This window comes from Mycobacterium sp. E2327, from assembly GCF_001672675.1.
GTDB lineage: Bacteria > Actinomycetota > Actinomycetes > Mycobacteriales > Mycobacteriaceae > Mycobacterium.
The window spans coordinates 1-16,143 of sequence record NZ_LZKE01000122.1; the positions used below are offsets into that span (position 1 = coordinate 1).

Here is a 16,143-nt window from a genome sequence, read left to right on the forward strand (position 1 = left end):
CCAAAAACAACTACGGGTCGTCGTTGTTCGCGGTGTCGGCCGCCGACGGCCTGAGCTGGGCCGCCAGCACCGGCGCCTTAGTGGCCGCATTTCCGCGCTACCACCCGCGATGGGCCTGGCGACTGACGTCGGCGCCGGTGCTGCGCGAGTTCCTGGTCAGCAATCTCGTGCTGGTGCTCCAACCCCAGTAATGAAACATGTTCTCGTTTTGCGTCGGCTTGGGTAGGGTGGCGGCCATGAGCGACGACGCTAAGACCGAATACGACAAACTTTTCATCGGCGGCAAGTGGACGGAGCCGTCGACCTCAGAAGTCATCGAGGTGCACTGCCCGGCCACCGGTGAGTACGTCGGGAAGGTGCCGCTCGCGGCGGCGGCCGACGTTGACGCGGCGGTCGCCGCGGCGCGCGCCGCCTTCGACAACGGTCCCTGGCCGACGACGCCCCCGAAGGAGCGCGCGGCCGTCATCGCCAAGGCGAACCAGCTGCTCGAAGAGCGCAAGGACCAGTTCGCCAAGCTGCTCGCCGCCGAGACGGGCCAGCCGCCGATGACCATCGAGACGATGCACTGGATGGGCTCGATGGGGGCGATGAACTTCTTCGCCGGTCCCGCCGTCGACCAGGTCAAGTGGCGCGAGATCCGCAACGGCTCCTACGGGCAGACGATCGTGCACCGCGAACCCATCGGCGTGGTGGGCGCGATCGTGGCGTGGAACGTGCCGCTGTTCCTGGCGGTCAACAAGCTCGGCCCGGCGCTGCTGGCCGGCTGCACGGTGGTGCTCAAGCCCGCCGCCGAAACACCTTTGACGGCAAACGCTTTGGCGGAGGTGTTCGCCGACGCCGGCCTGCCCGAGGGCGTGCTGTCGGTGGTGCCCGGCGGCATCGAGACCGGGCAGGCGCTGACCTCCAACCGGGACGTCGACCTGTTCACCTTCACCGGCAGCTCGGGCGTCGGCAAGGAGATCGGCCGGCGCGCCGCGGAGATGCTCAAGCCGTGCACGCTGGAGCTCGGCGGGAAATCGGCGGCCATCGTCCTCGAGGACGTCGACCTCGCCGCCGCGGTGCCGATGATGGTGTTCTCCGGGATCATGAACACCGGGCAGGCCTGCGTGGGTCAGACCCGAATCCTCGCGCCGCGCTCGCGCTACGACGAAATCGTCGATGCGGTAGGCACTTTCGTGCAGTCGCTGCCAGTGGGCCCGCCGTCGGACCCGGGCGCCCAGATCGGGTCGCTGATCTCGGAGAAGCAGCGCGCCCGGGTCGAGGGCTACATCGCCAAGGGCATCGAGGAGGGCGCCCGGCTGGTGTGCGGCGGCGGCCGCCCCGAGGGCCTGGACAACGGATTCTTCGTGCAGCCAACGGTTTTCGCGGACGTCGACAACAAGATGACGATCGCCCAGGAGGAGATCTTCGGACCGGTCTTGTGCATCATCCCCTACGACACCGAAGAGGACGCGATCAAGATCGCCAACGACTCCGAGTACGGCCTGGCCGGCAGCGTGTGGACCACCAACGTGCCGCGGGGAATCGAGATCTCGGAGAAGATCCGCACCGGCACCTACGCGATCAACTGGTATGCCTTCGATCCGTGCTGCCCGTTCGGCGGCTACAAGAACTCCGGCATCGGCCGCGAGAACGGGCCCGAGGGCGTCGAGCACTTCACCCAGCAGAAGAGCGTGCTGATGCCGATGGGCTACACCGTCGACAGCTAGCGCATTACTCGTCCGAGGGCCGTAGCAATTGGCCGTCGGCGATGATCGCCTGGGTCGCGTTGCGCCATCGCTGCACCTGGGATCGGCTCGTGATTGCTTCGGGCAGGTGCCGGTTCAGTTGGGTGCGCAAAAGGAACATGCCCAGCACCAGAACCAGAGGGTTGAGCGTCATCCAGACCGGGTCGAGCCCGGGCTTGGTCAGCCCCTGTTCTCGAAGCTGGTCCCAGTGCGCGCCGGCGACCGTGACCAGGGTGTCGAAGACGCGCGTCCCCGTCGGCGTGGCGTCGACGAGGGACCGACACAGGTAGTCGACGAGGTCGGCGTGGTCGGTGAGCAGCGAGACCACCCGGTCGGCGATGTCGGCGACGGGATCGTCGGCCGGCGCCTCGGCCGGGGTGGTCAGCGAGGCGGTCAGCACCGCTGTCACATGGTCGTCGACGGCCTGGACGAGGTTGGCTTTTGTGCGGAAGTGGTGCTGGACCAGCCCGAGCGAGACGCCCGCGGCCGCGGCGATCGTTCGCAGCGACGTGGCTTCGGTGCCGTGGGCGGCAAACGTCTTCAGCGCGGCGTCGCGAATGCGCTGCACGCGCGACAGCTCACCCGCGTTGTCGGGCGCACCAACCGGTGGCTCGCTGGGCATCTCCTCAGGGTAGACACGCCCGCGCCGGCCGTTTCGTGACGCGCTGGCTGCCCGCGGCTAGCGGCCCTGGAATTGGGCCCGCCGTCGCTCGATGAACGACTGCACACCCTCGGCGGCGTCCGCGCTGGCGAACAGCTCGGCCACGGCGGGCCGCAGCCGCTCGACGGCGGCCGCCTCACCTTCGGTGCGCGCCAGGTGCGCCGACGCCAGCGTGGCGCGCACCCCCAGCGGCGCGGCGCGCTCGGCGATGGTGCGCGCGATCGCGCGTGCGCGGTCCAATGCCGCGGCCGCGTCGTCGGCCACCTCCTGGACCAGCCCGATGCGGTGCGCCTCGGCGGCGTCGAACTCGTCGCCGGTCAGCAGCCAGCGCATGGCGTTGCCCCAACCGGCGTCGCGGGGCAGCCGGATCGTCGCGCCGCCGAACGGGTAGATGCCTCGCTGCACCTCGAGCTGGGTGAAGCGCGTCCCGTCCGCCGCGATCCGGATGTCGGCGGCCAGCAGCAGCTCGATGCCCAACGTCATGCACCAGCCGTGCGCGACCGCGATCACCGGCGTGGTCCACGCGCCGTCGAGCCGCCACGGGTCGCGGCCGTCGTCGGGGAACGCCAATTCTCCCGCCGCGATGCCGGGGCCGACGTCGACCAGGTCCAGACCCGCGGTGAAGTGGTCGCCGTGCGCGAACAGCACACCGGCGCGCAGCGAGCCATCGGATTCCAACACCCCGTAGGCGCGGGACAGGTCGGCGAGCATCGCCCGATCGAATGCGTTGCGTTTCTCGGGCCGGTTCAGCCCGATCAGCAAGACGTGTCCGTCGCGCTCGAGAGACACCGTGTCGAGGTTCGGAAGGCCCATCGGGACAGTCAAGCGCAGTCCTAGGGATTATGCAATAGAACATAATAAGACCGCAGTCACATTGCCCTTCGGCGGAAGGCTCAACAGGCCCCGAACCCCATTCATCGAGATGTTCTGGTTACTTAGGGAATAAAAATTGCTTACTCGACCGATGTCTTATATGCTTCTCAGCATAATCTAGGGCCGCACTCAGGCCGGGAGAAAACAATGTGGATCATCGAAGTCAACGTCGCCGGATACCAGTTCACGCGCGAGATGCCCGACTTCAAGCGGCGGACGTTCCGGTTCAGCCCGCGTAACATGCACTGGCCGGTACCGCGGCACTCGCACGCTGCATGACGCCCGCCACGGGAGGTACGACAGTGTCGGCTACCACCGACGCCAAGACGGACTCCGCGCCGACCAAGCGCTGCGACACCCGCAAGAAGATGCTGCTCAGCGCAGCCCAGGTGATGCGCGAGCGCGGCGCCGCCGGGGTGACCATCGATGAGGTGCTGGCCCGCAGCGGCGCGCCGCGCGGCTCGGTGTATTACCACTTCCCCGAGGGGCGCAATCAAATCCTGACCGAGGCGCTGAAGTTCTCCGGCGACTCCATCACCGCGATGATCGACGACGCCGCCGGCTGGGGCGCCAGGGCCCTGCTGCGCGAGTTCGTCGAGTTCTGGGAGCGGCTCCTCTCCGAGGGCGACTTCAGCGCCGGCTGCCCCGTGGTCGCCGCCGCGATCGGCTCGGACGACACCGAACCCAAGCTGTCCGCCGAAGCCGGCGCCATCCTGGGCCGCTGGTGCACCGCCTTGACGCGGGCGTTCGCCAACGACGGCTTCGACGACGCCGAAGCTTCGTCGCTGGCCGTGATGTCGATCGCCGCCCTGGAGGGGGCCGTCGTGCTGTCCCGGTCGACCCGCAGCACAGACCCCCTGCACCAGGTGGGCGACCAGCTCGAATTTCTCATCAAGGCGAGGGAATTCGTCATTCGCAACAAGATCGCGGAGTAGCGCGCCCGCCAATAGCGCAATATTTGCTGTTCGCACCAAGTACCATCGGGTTGCCAACTACACGGCTCCACCAATACCTGCGCCGGCCGGCGCCCTGTCTGAGCGCTCGTCGGGAGGTATTTCCATGTCGTTCGTGTTCGCCACGCCGGATTTAGTGTCAGCCGCCGCAACGGATTTGGCGAGCATCGGCGCGACGCTCACCCAGGCCAACTCGGCGGCCGCCGCCCAGACCACCGAAGTCCTCGCGGCGGGGGCCGACGAGGTGTCCGCCGCGGTCGCGGAATTCTTTGCTGCTCACGGCCAGGGCTATCAGGCGCTGGGCGCGCAGGTCGCGTACTTTCACGACCAATTCGTTCAGGCCCTGAACGCGGGCGCCGGCGCCTATGCCAGTGCGGAGGCGGCGAACGCCGCGGCGGCGGCCAACCCCTGGCAGGTTGTGCAGCAGGACCTGCTGAACGCGATCAACACGCCCACCGAGCTGCTGATGGGCCGCCCGCTGATCGGCAACGGCGTCGACGGCCTACCGGGAACCGGACAGAACGGCGGACCCGGCGGGCTGCTGTGGGGCAACGGGGGCAACGGCGGCTCCGGCACCCCCGCGACCAATTTCGCCTTCGGCGGTCCGGGCGGCAATGGCGGACCGGCCGGTCTGTTCGGCAACGGCGGCGCCGGCGGCGCGGGCGGGGCCACCAATGGCACGCTGTCGCCCGGCCCCGGCGGCGCGGGCGGCACGGGTGGGATGTTGTGGGGAAACGGTGGCGCTGGCGGCGTCGGCGGGTATGGCATCTCCTCGACATCGGCCGGCACCGGAGGTCGCGGCGGTGACGCCATCGGATTGTTCGGCAACGGCGGGGCCGGCGGCGAAGGCGGTTCCGGGGTGATCGGCAACTTGTCGACGAGCCACGCCGGTGCCGGCGGCCAGGGCGGACACGGCGGCCTGTTGAACGGCAACGGCGGCGCCGGCGGCAACGCCGGGGTCGCCACCTACGGCAACGTGGCCGGCGACGGAGGCGCCGGCGGGATGCTCCACGGCAACGGCGGCGCCGGGGGCAACGGTACGGGTGGCAAAGCCGGCGGGAACGGCGGGGCCGCCGGCCTCATCGGGGATGGTGGTGTGGGCGGCACCGGCGGCACGGCCGACCAGACGGTGCTCAACGAAGCCGGTGGAGTCGGTGGCAACGGGGGCGCCGGGGGCGCCCTGTTCGGCAATGGCGGCCACGGTGGCCTCGGCGGCCAGTCGGCGTACAGCGCCGGCGGCGCGGGCGGCGCCGGCGGCAACGCCGTCGGGCTCTTTGGAGGCGGCGGTGGCGGCGGGGACGGCGGCCAGGGTCACGGCAACGGCGGCGACGGCGGCCGAGGCGGCAACGCCGGCCTCATCGGCAACGGCGGTAAGGGCGGCAGCTCGGGATTTGGCTCCACTCCCTTCCCTGGATCGGAGGGCGGCGACGGCGGCAATGCTCAGCTGATCGGCAACGGCGGTGCGGGCGGCAACGGCTACTTCGAGCCCGGAGGGATCGGAGGCGGCGGCGGCCTGCTGCTGGGTGTGCCGGGGGCCGACGGGCGGCAGGGGCCGTAGTAGCGAAATCACGCGGCGCGCCCGACGACCACGCTACGATCTTGCCGATCGCAGGGGGGCAGTTGCCGGAGGTACGGAGATGTCTTTCCTGTTTGCGGTGCCCGAAGTGGTCTCAACGGCCGCCACGGATTTGGCGGGGCTCGGATCGACGCTGAGCCAGGCCAACTCGGCCGCCGCGGCCCAGACGACGCAGATGCTCGCGGCCGGTGGGGACGAGGTGTCGGCGGCGGTGGCCGCATTCTTCGGCGCGCACGCCCAGGAATACCAGGCCGTCAGCGCCCAGGCGGCGACCTATCATCAGCAATTCGTTCAGGCCCTGAACGCCGGCGCGAGCGCCTACGCGAGCGCCGAAGCGGCCAACGCCGCTGCCGCGGCCAACCCCTGGCAGGTCGTGCAGCAAGACATCCTGAACGCCATCAACACACCCACCGAACTCCTGCTCCAGCGCCCGCTGATCGGCAACGGGACCAACGGCGCGGATGGCACCGGCCAGAACGGCGGGGCCGGCGGCATCCTGTGGGGCAACGGCGGCAGGGGCGGGTCCGGCGCCCCCGGCAAGAACGGCGGCGCCGGCGGTGCTGCAGGGCTGTTCGGCAGCGGCGGCGCGGGCGGGGCGGGCGGCCTGAGCACCACGGCCGGCACCCACGCCGGTAACGGCGGCGCCGGCGGGGCCGGCGGGCTGCTCTGGGGCAACGGCGGGCCGGGCGGCACGGGTGGCGCCTACAACGCCGCCAACCTTCTCAACGGGGCGGGCAGCGGCGGCGCGGGCGGCGACGCGATCGGGTTGTTCGGTCACGGCGGCGCCGGCGGCACGGGCGGCGCAGCGTCTGCGGTCAACGAGACGTCCGGGAGCGGCGGCCACGGCGGCCACGGCGGCCTGTTGCACGGCAACGGCGGGGTCGGCGGAAACGCCGGCAGCGGCGCCGGTTTGTTCGGCTCCCTCATCGGCGTCGGCGGCGACGGCGGCAACGGCGGTCTCCTCAGCGGCGACGGCGGGGCCGGCGGCGCCGGCCAGGGCCTGGCCGCCGGCAACGGCGGTAACGCTGGCCTGATCGGCAACGGCGGCGCCGGCGGCGTCGGCGCATTCACCGGCCCCGGGGGCAACGGCGGCAACGGCGGCACCCTGTTGGGCAACGGCGGCCACGGCGGCGACGGGGGGCAGGCCACCGCCGCGGGCTTCGGCGGCAAGGGCGGCGCCGGCGGCAACGCGATCGGGCTGTTCGGCAGCGGCGGGGACGGCGGCAACGGCGGCCAGGCCACCAATGCCGCATTCAACGGCGGGCAGGGCGGCCGCGGCGGCAACGGCGCCGTGTTCGGCAACGGCGGCAACGGCGGCAACGGAGGGGCCAGCCCCAACCTGGCATACGGCGGCGACGGCGGAAACGCCCAGCTCGTTGGCAACGGCGGCGCAGGCGGCAACAGCGCCGGCGCCGGCGGGATTCCCGGGGTGGGCGGGGGCGGCGGTTTGCTGCTCGGGATCCCCGGGCCCGACGGGATAGCCGGGCCCTAGTCGGCCCGGGCGGCTGGCGGCAACCGCTTGCGTTCCTGATCTGAACGCCGGTGCGCGAGGCCCGTGTGTCTTTCGAGCAATGTGCGGGAGTTTGGTCCGACTCCACCACGCGCGCTGGATGACGGCGTTACGATTCGGATCGTTACCGCACAGCTCGACGATCCTCGGGCAGCCGGCTGACGTCGACGAGCTGACGCAGCGGTGGGAGGCGCGGAATGTCTTACGTGTTGGCAGTACCGGACGAATTGTCAGCCGCCGCAAGAAGTTTGGCGAATATCGGCGCGGTGGTCAGCGAGGCCAACACGGCCGCGGCGGCCCAGACGACGGACCTGCTGGCGGCGGGCGCCGACGAGGTGTCGGCGGCGGTGGCGGCGGTGTTCGGGTCGAACGCCTTGAACTATCAGGCCCTCAGCGCCCGAGCATCCGCATTTCACCAGCAATTCGTGCAAGCCGTGAAGACGGCCGTCGACGCGTATGCCGGCGCGGAAGCGGCCAACGCCGCCGCCGCGGCCAACCCGTGGCAGGTCCTGCAGCAGGACCTGCTCAACGCGATCAACACGCCCACCGAACTGCTCTTGCAGCGTCCGCTGATCGGCAACGGCGCCGACGGCGCACCCAACACCGGCCAAAACGGCCAGGCGGGCGGCCTGCTGTGGGGCAACGGCGGTAACGGCGGGTCAGGCGCGGCTGGCGGGCCCGGCGGCAACGGCGGGCCGGCCGGGCTGATCGGCAACGGCGGAAACGGCGGCGCGGCCGGCACCGGAAACGCCGCCGGCGGCGCCGGCGGCACCGGAGGATTCCTGTTCGGCAACGGCGGCGCCGGCGGCCAGGGCGGAGTGTGGCGAACCGCTGCCGTTGCGGTCGCCGGCACCGGCGGCGCCGGCGGCGACGCGATCGGGCTGTTCGGCCACGGCGGCGCCGGCGGTGCCGGCGGCTCGACAAACGTTGGCGGGGCTACCGGGGGTGCGGGCGGACACGGCGGCCACGGCGGCCTGCTCAACGGCGCCGGCGGCGCCGGTGGCGCCGCCGGGTCGGGCCCGTCGGGCAATGTCGGGGGCAGCGGCGGGGCCGGCGGCCTGCTGAGCGGCAATGGCGGCGCCGGCGGCGCCGGCACTGGCAGTCTGCCCGGCGGCGCCGGCGGGAATGCCGGGTTGATCGGCAACGGCGGTGCCGGTGGGGCAGGAGGCTCGACCGGCGGCGGAAGCGGTGGCGGCGGCGGACTCGGTGGGGCACTGTTCGGCGACGGCGGCCGTGGCGGGGACGGCGGACAATCCACCAACGGCACCGGCGGCACCGGCGGCACCGGCGGCAACGCCATCGGGCTGGTGGGCAATGGCGGCGACGCCGGCGTCGGCGGCGCCGGCGCGCAGTCCGGCGCCGGCGGCCGCGGCGGCAATGCTGCCGCGCTGATCGGCAACGGCGGCAAAGGCGGGAGCGCCGGCGGCGCTGACTTCGATGTCGCGGGGGACCGCTCCACCGGTGGAGACGGTGGCAACGCCGGGCTGATCGGCAACGGCGGCCGCGGCGGCAACGCCTACTTCGCCGACGGCACCGTCGGGCAAGGCGGCGCCGGCGGGTTGCTGCTCGGGGTGCCCGGACCGAACGGGCTGCTTCCCTAGTCGCTGGCCGGCAGCGGCTTGACCTCCTTGAGCTGCAGCGCGGTCGCACCGATGCTCAGGCTGCCGGCGCCGGGCTTGGTCACCAGCACCTCGGCGCCGGTCTCGTCGACGTAGCGTTTGCCCATCACGGTGCCGTCGGAGAACGCCGGGTCGAGCTCGCCGGAGCGCTCGCCGCCGATCGGCACCATCGGCGCACCCCCGCAGCGCAGGTCGTCGAGGCTGTCGGCGCTGCGGACCACGATGACCTGGGTGTCACACACCTGGCTGGCGAGACGGGTTCCGTTCTTGATCATTTCGGCGTTCCTAATGTTCGGAGATTTTCGACGATTTCGCGGCGCAGCACTTTGCCGGTGGGTGTGGTCGGCAGCTCGTCGCGAAAGACTACCCGGTCGGGCGTGCGCGACCCCCGCAAACTCTTGCGGACATGCTCGCGCAGCTCCTCGGGGTCGGGATCGATGCCCGCGACCGGCACCACGACGGCCACGATCACCTGGCCCCACTGCGGATCCTCGACGCCGACCACGGCGACGTCGCGCACGTGGGCGTGCTCGATGAGCACCTCCTCCAGCTCGGCGGGCGCGATGTTCTCCCCGCCGCGGATGATGGTGTCGTCGCTGCGCCCGCTGATAAAGAGGTAGCCGTCCTCGTCGAGCAGGGCGACGTCGCGGGTCGGAAACCAGCCGTCCTCGTCGAGCACCGAACCGATCCCGGTGTAGCGCCCCGACACCTGCTCGCCGCGCACGAACAGCTCGCCGCTTTCGCCCGGCGGCAGCACCGTGCCGTCCTCGCCGCGGATCTGCAGCTCGATCCCGGGCACCGGGCGCCCGACCGACCCCAGCCGCTTGGCGACGTGGTCGGCCGACGCGGCGTGCGCCTCGCGGTGGTCGTCGGGGCCCAGCACCGCGATCGTCGAACTCGTCTCGGTCAGCCCGTAGGCGTTGACGAAGCCCACGTGCGGCAGCAGCTCGAGCGCCCGGCGCACCAGCGGCAGGCCCACCTTGGATCCGCCGTAGGCCAGGCTGCGCAGCGACGGCAGCTCGTGCCCGCCGCGCTCGAGGACGGTGACGATGCGGTCCAGCATGGTGGGCACCACGGTCGCGGTGGTCACCTTCTCGGCGTCGATCAGCCGCACCCATTCGTCGGCGTCAAAGTTGGGCAGGTAGACCATCTTTCGGCCGGCGTACAGGTTGGACAGCGCGGCGCTCACCCCGGCGATGTGATAGGGCGGCACGCAGATCAGCGCGGCGTCGGCGGGTTCGGCCGACTCGAACTCGACCGTCCCGGTGACGTAACTGGTCAGGTTGTTGTGCGAGAGCTCGACGGCCTTGGGCGCCGACGTGGTGCCCGACGTGAACAGCACGATCGCCACCGAATCCGGGTCGGCGAATTCGGCCGCAGGCTCGCTCTTGCGCGCGGCCGCCAGGAAATCATCGGACGACATCACCCGGCCCGACGAGTCCCCGATCATGTCGCGGTAGCGGTCGTCGACGATCACCAGCGGTTCGGGCAACCGCTCGATGAGCGCCTGGATGCCCTCAGCGGAGAGCCGGTAATTCAGCGGCGTGAAGGCCAACCCGGCACGCGCCGACGCGAAGATCAGCACCGGCAGCATCGCGCCACCGGTCCCCACGTACGCCACATGCTTGGCGCCCGACGCCGCGACGACGCCCGCGCCGCCGTCGGCGAGATCGCTGAGCTCCTGCGTCGTCAGCCGCAGCTCTCCGGAGACGACGGCCGTGCGTTCCGGGTTGCTCGACGCAGCCATCTCCAGCAGCAACGAAATGCTCATCCTCGATCCTTCGTGGATCCCCGCCCTTTACAAATCTAGCGCACAGTGTAAGCCATCTAACTATTGTTACGGGTTCGGGTCCCAGGCCGAGATCCGGGGGATCCAGCGCGGAACGTTGCGCCGGTAGGCGAGGTACTCGTCGCCGTGGCGCCCGACGAGGTGGGGCTCCTCCCAGAACCGAATGGCCGTCGCCTGGAACGCGAAGAAGATTGCGAACCAAGCCAACAACGCACCGGAACCGGTAATCGCCGCCTCCCCCAGCAGGATGCAGAGCACGCCGGTGATCATGGGGTTGCGCACGTGACGGTAGGGCCCGCGCACCACCAAATGGACCGGCTCGCCCATCACCGGCCCGAGCCCGAGGGTCCCCTCGCCGACCCGGTCAAACAGCACGTTGGTCCAGACCATTAGGGCAAGGCCGGCGGCGATCAGCAAGCAGCCGACCGTCACCAGCGCCACCGTTAGCGCCGCACCGAAGTGCCCCGCCCGCAGTCCGGCCGGAAACACGATCAACGCCGGGACGACGATCGTCACCGTCACCGGGAAAAGCAGGACCGACATCAGATGTCGCCACCACAGCCGTCGTTCGCGCGTGTTCGTCGCCATCGCCTTCTCCTCTCCCGTGCTTACTTCAACCATCGTTGAACAAAGCCAGCCTACGCGCGCGGCCGCGGATAAGTCAACGCCTGTTGAAGTATGCTGACGCGCATGGCGGAAGCGCGGCGGGCGGGCCGGTGGCGGACCGGTCAACAGAGCAAGCAGCGCATCGTCGAGGCGGCGCGGGAACGCTTCATGCGCGACGGGTACGACAAGGCGACGGTCCGCGCGATCGCCGCTGACGCCGGCGTGGACGTCGCGATGGTCTATTACTTCTTCGACAGCAAGGAGGGGCTGTTCACCGCGTCGGCGCTGACCGGGCCCGAGCACCCGCTGCACCAGCTGGCCACGCTGCTCGACGAGGGCACCGAGCAGATCGGCCCGCGGCTGGTGCGCCGCTTCCTCGAGCACTGGGAAGAAGGCGCCGTCTTCGAGCCCTTCATGACGCTGTGGCGCTCGGCGGCCATCCATCCGCAGGCGCGAAAGGTGTTGCACGACAGCCTCGCCGGGCCGATCGCCAAGCGGGTCGCGACGGAATTCGGGGTTGCCGACGCCGAGCTACGCGTCGAGCTGGTGGCCAGCCACCTGGCCGGGCTGGCGTTCGCGCGTTACCAGCTCAAGATCGAGCCGCTCGCGTCGACCAGCGTCGACGACCTGGTCGGCCGGCTCGGGCCGACGGTGCAGCGTTACCTGACTGATTAGGTGCCGGTCCAGCGCGCCGGGCGCTTCTCCGCGAAGGCGATCGCGCCCTCCTTGGCGTCGTTGGACACGAACACCGGACCCAGGATCTTGTTCTGTTCCTCCCAGCGGGACTCCTGGGTCCAGCCGCGGGACTCGACGATGATGCGCTTGGTGGCGGCCACCGCGAGCGGGCCGTTGGCGGCGATCTTCTCGGCCAGCTCGATGGCGGCGTCCAGGGCGTGGCCCGGTTCGGCCAGCACGTTGACCATCCCCAGCTCGTGAGCGCGCTCGGCGGAGAGGTTGTCACCGGTCAGCGCCAGCTCCATCGCGATTGCCGACGGGATGCGCTCGGGCAGCCGGAGGAGCCCGCCGCCGCCGGCGACCAGCCCCCGCTTGACCTCGGGAATGCCGAACGCGGAGTCCCGCGAGGCCACGATCAGGTCGGTGGCCAGCGCCAGCTCGGTGCCGCCGGCCAGCGCGTAGCCTTCCACCGCGGCGATGAGCGGCTTGACCGGCGGGCGCTCGGTGAAGCCCATGCCGCGACCCTCGACGATGGGCACCTCGCCGCGCGCGAAGGCCTTGAGGTCCATGCCCGCGCAGAACGAGCCACCCGCGCCGGTCACGATTCCCACCGACAGGCCGGTGTCGCCGTCGAGCCGATCCACGGCGTCGGCCAGCCCCTGAGCGACCGCGGCGTTGACCGCGTTCTTGGCCTTCGGCCGGTTGATGGTGATGATCAGGACCCGGTCCCGTTGTTCGACCAGGACTTCGGGCTCGGGGTTGGTGGCCTCTTCGCTCACGGTGCCGCACAGCTCCTTCGGGTCGGGGTGGCCGCTTATCCGAGAAGATGGTAACGGTCGACGGAAATGGCATTGGCACCAGTCGAGAGTCCCGTTACCGAGACGGTCCTCAGGCCGGCGCCATCGCCGCCTCGACGACCGTCAGTTCCTCGGGAAGGCCTGCGGCCCTTCGTATTTCGATGAAGTCGGTGACCATGGCCTCGGTCACCTCGTGCGGGTCCTTGAGGGTGGCCCCGTCGGAGAGCACCGAGATGTTGAGCTGATCGACGTAGCTCCACACGGTGATGTTCAGGCCGCTGCCGGCGGTCAGCGGCCCCACCGAATAGATCTCGGTGACCAGCGCGCCGCCCACTCGCCCGCGCTCCCGCGGGCCGGGCACGTTGGAGATGTTCAGGTTGAGGATCTTGTTGTGCCCGTCGCGCCCGGAGGCCCACCGGAAGAAGGCCTGGGTGGGCGCGGGCGGCATGTACGCGGCCCACCGGCTGACCAGCTCGGGTCCCATCAGCTGGTTGCTTTCCTTGGCGGCGATGGCGTTCTCGTGGCTGCACCGCACCCGCTCCAGCGGGTCGTCGGAGTCGGTCGGCAGGCCGACCAGCACGCCGGTGAACCGATTGCCGGAGATGCGCTCCGGCGAGAAGTCGAAGCTCATCGGCACCGACGCGAGCAGGGGCATGGCCTGGCCGTCGTAGCGCAGTTGCAGGGTGCGCAGCGCGCCGGTCGCCATGGCGAGCACCATGTCGTTGATCGTCGCGCCGAGCCGCTTGCCGGTCTCCTTGACGTCGGCCAGCGCCAGCGTGGCGGTGGCGAACCTGCGCTCAGCGGTGATCTTGTGGTTGATGAAGGTCGGCGGCGGCTCGAACGGCCGGGTCAGTTCCGGGGACAGCTTGCGTGAGCTGCGCCGGACCCGGCCCAGCCCTTCGGCGGTGTAGCGGATGGTCGCGGGGATTCGCCCGAGGTGGCGCAGGTGGTCCGCGAACGCCGAACTCATCAGCTGCCGCGGGGTGGGGGCGGGGTCGGACTCGTATGGGCGACCCTCGGGCGCGGGCTGGATGTCCATGCCGCGGGCCAGCAGGTTCGCCGAGGCGACGCCGTCGGCGAGCGCGTGGTGGATCTTGCCGACCACCGCGATGCGGTTGTTGGCCAGGCCCTCGATGAAGTACATCTCCCACAGCGGGCGGCTGCGGTCGAGCGGCGTGCTGGCGATCCGCCCGATCGCCTCGTCCAATTCGCGACGGCCGCCCGGGGCGGGCAGCCGCCAGGGCCGGATGTGGTATTCGAGGTCGACCTCGCAGTTCTCCCGCCACATCGGGTGGTGGAACTTGAACGGGATTTCGACGAGCTGGTAACAGAACGGCTCGAGCTTGTTCAGCCGGCCGGCGAGCACCTGGCGGAAGGCTTGGATGTCGAAGTCACGCCGGTCCGGGGCCAGCTCGATCACCGCGGCTTTGATGGTGTGCATGTGCACGTTCGGCGTCTCGCTGTAGAGCAATACCGCGTCCCAGCCGCTGAGCCTTTTCACAGCCACCCCTTACCCATAGGGGGACATTACCCAGCGCCGGGTCCTTAGATAACCTCTTTCGCGCCGATCTGGATTTTGGTGCGGTAGACCTGGTTGAGGAACAGCGAAGCGGCGTGGGCCGCGGCGCCGGCCCGCTCCCCGTCGATGAGGTCGTACCCGTGGCCCGCGCCGGGCAGTTCCAGGTAGCCGACCATCGAATGCGACACGGCGCGCAACCGTTCGACGAAGCTGCGCGCCTGCTCGACCGGGATGACGCTGTCCTTGCTGCCGTGAATCACGAGGAATGGCGGCGCATTTCGATGCACCCGCGCGATCGGCGACGCGTCGCGGAACACCTCGGGGTGGCGGGCGATCGACTTCTTGACGACCACCCGCTCGAGGAAGTCGACGAACCGAACCCGCTCGGGGGTGGAACGGTCCTCCCAGTCGTAGCGGCCGTAGATGCCGACGACGGCGTCCACCGAACTGTCGGCCCCCTCGGGCAGTGCCGCCTGATGCGCCGGGTCGTCGTGGGTCAGTCCCGCCAGCGCGGACAGGTGGCCACCGGCCGAACAGCCCGCCACCGCAACGAAATTGCGGTCGCCGCCGAACTTGTCGACGTTGGCGCGCGCCCACGCGATGGCGGTCTTGACGTCGGTGATGTGGCGTGGCCAGCGATGGTGCGGCGCGACGCGGTAGTCGATCGCCAGGCACACCCAGCCCTGCTCGGCGAGCCGGGACATCAGCGCCGAGCCCTGGCCCATGGCCTTGCCGTGCACCCAGGCGCCGCCGGGCACGAAGATCAGCACCGGCGCGGGTTGCGCGGGCAGGTCCTTGCGCCGCCAGACCTCGAGCACCTGCGCCGGATGGTCGCCGTAGTGGACGCCGCGGCGGTACAGGTAGCGGCGCCGGCGCATCGCGTCCCAGATCGGTGGGGTCCGCTCGGCGACGGGCCAGTCCAGGTCGAGGTCCGCGGCGGATACGACGCCCCGGAGGGCGGCGACGGAGACCTCACGGATGCTCTGCGGCTCGGCGGGCGGCGCATCTTTGGCGTGGGGCGCCAGCCAATCCTTGGTCATCGCGGACAGGGCTTGCGGCGCGTGGCGCGCACCCCAGACGCTCATCGCGGTCAGCGCGCCCAGCGGCTCCAGCCGCTTTCCGACGACCGGCAGCGACGCGCTGGCCACGCTCAGGGCCAGCATGTAGTCGGCGGGGCCGGCCCGCAGCAACCACTTCACACAGGGTGTCATGCGGGGTGCCCTCGCAGTCATGTACGGACTGTACCCCCGGTCGGACCGCTGAAACTGACGTTTCCGTTAGACAGCGCGGCCCCACCGGCGCACAGTTTGCTGCTGACCTGTTTTCCCTTTACCAAAGGCTATTTAGGTTTGCCAGTGGCGCGCCGACGTGCCACCGCGAGTCGCGTTGCATAGCAGATCGCGCTCACCGCGAACATCGCCGCGGTGAGCAGCAGCCACCTGCCCAGAAACGGCTGCTGGGTCTGCCCGGTGGCAGCCCGGTAGGTCGGGGCGCCCTGCTCGATGATGCCCGGCAGGAAGATCAGCAGCGTCAGCCCGGCCCCCAGGACTGGGATCCGAATGTGGTTGCGGGGGCTGACGTTTGGCTGACGCGGCGCCCGCGCGAACAGTGCCCGGTCGGCGAGCGCATAGAGCGGGAACAGCAACAGGTCGTGGGCGATCACGGCGGCCGCCAACCAGACGGCGATCGACTGCCACCAGGTGCCGGAATTCCACAGCGTCGCCGGGTTGAAGGTGGCGAGGACGTAGCCGAGCAGCGCGAAACCCGAAAGCATCGTCAGCAGGTGCAGCGGGCCGGATCCGTAGATCGCCCCGAAACGTCGCGAGAATCCGGACATC

At 70.5% G+C, this 16,143-nt stretch carries 15 protein-coding genes and 1 pseudogene; 7 read left to right on the plus strand and 9 right to left on the minus strand.

Annotation, left to right across the window (positions count from 1 at the left end):
* Both A5712_RS14475 and A5712_RS14480 read left to right on the plus strand, forming a co-directional pair.
* A pseudogene (locus A5712_RS14475) lies at window positions 1-191 on the plus strand (SAM-dependent methyltransferase); the annotation flags it as partial.
* A 45-nt stretch (window positions 192-236) separates the two neighbouring features.
* Complete coding sequence (locus A5712_RS14480; RefSeq protein ID WP_068106221.1) at window positions 237-1,709, plus strand: aldehyde dehydrogenase; 1,473 nt, start codon at window positions 237-239, stop codon at window positions 1,707-1,709.
* A 4-nt stretch (window positions 1,710-1,713) separates the two neighbouring features.
* Here A5712_RS14480 and A5712_RS14485 read toward each other — a convergent pair whose 3' ends face one another.
* Window positions 1,714-2,349 carry a TetR/AcrR family transcriptional regulator gene (locus A5712_RS14485; protein WP_068106224.1) on the minus strand — a complete coding sequence of 212 codons (636 nt, stop codon included), beginning with the start codon at window positions 2,347-2,349 and terminating at the stop codon, window positions 1,714-1,716.
* Between the two features lie 57 nt (window positions 2,350-2,406).
* Window positions 2,407-3,201 (minus strand): crotonase/enoyl-CoA hydratase family protein, encoded by a 795-nt coding sequence (locus A5712_RS14490; protein WP_156766569.1) that lies wholly within the window; start codon window positions 3,199-3,201, stop codon window positions 2,407-2,409.
* A 428-nt stretch (window positions 3,202-3,629) separates the two neighbouring features.
* On the opposite strand from A5712_RS14490, the gene A5712_RS14495 reads away from it, so the two are divergent.
* From A5712_RS14495 to A5712_RS14510, 4 genes are all read left to right on the plus strand, one after another.
* On the plus strand, window positions 3,630-4,196 hold the full coding sequence (locus A5712_RS14495; protein ID WP_068106303.1) for a TetR/AcrR family transcriptional regulator: 567 nt from the start codon (window positions 3,630-3,632) through the stop codon (window positions 4,194-4,196).
* Between the two features lie 124 nt (window positions 4,197-4,320).
* On the plus strand, window positions 4,321-5,772 hold the full coding sequence (locus tag A5712_RS14500; RefSeq protein ID WP_068106230.1) for a PE family protein: 1,452 nt from the start codon (window positions 4,321-4,323) through the stop codon (window positions 5,770-5,772).
* A gap of 79 nt (window positions 5,773-5,851) precedes the next feature.
* Window positions 5,852-7,282: a PE family protein gene (locus A5712_RS14505; RefSeq protein ID WP_068106233.1), complete on the plus strand. Its 1,431-nt coding sequence runs from the start codon at window positions 5,852-5,854 to the stop codon at window positions 7,280-7,282.
* A gap of 215 nt (window positions 7,283-7,497) precedes the next feature.
* On the plus strand, window positions 7,498-8,901 hold the full coding sequence (locus A5712_RS14510; RefSeq protein WP_068106236.1) for a PE family protein: 1,404 nt from the start codon (window positions 7,498-7,500) through the stop codon (window positions 8,899-8,901).
* Here A5712_RS14510 and A5712_RS14515 read toward each other — a convergent pair.
* The 3 genes from A5712_RS14515 to A5712_RS14525 all read right to left on the minus strand — a co-directional run bounded on the left by A5712_RS14515 (window position 8,898) and on the right by A5712_RS14525 (window position 11,296).
* Entirely contained in the window at window positions 8,898-9,194 is a 297-nt protein-coding gene (locus tag A5712_RS14515) for a hypothetical protein (RefSeq protein ID WP_068106239.1), read from the minus strand. The genes A5712_RS14510 and A5712_RS14515 overlap by 4 nt on opposite strands.
* The gene (locus A5712_RS14520) at window positions 9,191-10,690 is read right to left on the minus strand and encodes a class I adenylate-forming enzyme family protein (protein ID WP_068106242.1); all 1,500 of its coding nucleotides are present in this window, start codon (window positions 10,688-10,690) and stop codon (window positions 9,191-9,193) included. Before A5712_RS14520 ends, A5712_RS14515 begins: the two co-directional genes overlap by 4 nt.
* A 66-nt stretch (window positions 10,691-10,756) precedes the next feature.
* On the minus strand, window positions 10,757-11,296 hold the full coding sequence (locus A5712_RS14525; RefSeq protein ID WP_068106246.1) for an isoprenylcysteine carboxylmethyltransferase family protein: 540 nt from the start codon (window positions 11,294-11,296) through the stop codon (window positions 10,757-10,759).
* Window positions 11,297-11,398: 102 nt separating this feature from the next.
* On the opposite strand from A5712_RS14525, the gene A5712_RS14530 reads away from it, so the two are divergent.
* On the plus strand, window positions 11,399-11,989 hold the full coding sequence (locus A5712_RS14530) for a TetR family transcriptional regulator (RefSeq protein WP_068106306.1): 591 nt from the start codon (window positions 11,399-11,401) through the stop codon (window positions 11,987-11,989).
* On the opposite strand, the gene A5712_RS14535 is transcribed toward A5712_RS14530, so the two are convergent.
* From A5712_RS14535 to A5712_RS14550, 4 genes are all read right to left on the minus strand, one after another.
* Complete coding sequence (locus tag A5712_RS14535; protein WP_068106248.1) at window positions 11,986-12,768, minus strand: crotonase/enoyl-CoA hydratase family protein; 783 nt, start codon at window positions 12,766-12,768, stop codon at window positions 11,986-11,988. The genes A5712_RS14530 and A5712_RS14535 overlap by 4 nt on opposite strands.
* Window positions 12,769-12,877: 109 nt before the next feature.
* Window positions 12,878-14,287: a wax ester/triacylglycerol synthase family O-acyltransferase gene (locus A5712_RS14540; protein WP_068106253.1), complete on the minus strand. Its 1,410-nt coding sequence runs from the start codon at window positions 14,285-14,287 to the stop codon at window positions 12,878-12,880.
* 44 nt (window positions 14,288-14,331) lie between these two features.
* Window positions 14,332-15,537 carry an alpha/beta hydrolase gene (locus A5712_RS14545; RefSeq protein ID WP_068106256.1) on the minus strand — a complete coding sequence of 402 codons (1,206 nt, stop codon included), beginning with the start codon at window positions 15,535-15,537 and terminating at the stop codon, window positions 14,332-14,334.
* Window positions 15,538-15,644: 107 nt separating this feature from the next.
* Window positions 15,645-16,142, minus strand: coding sequence for a hypothetical protein (locus A5712_RS14550; protein ID WP_068106259.1), 498 nt, complete (start codon window positions 16,140-16,142; stop codon window positions 15,645-15,647).
* Window position 16,143: the final 1 nt, after the last annotated feature.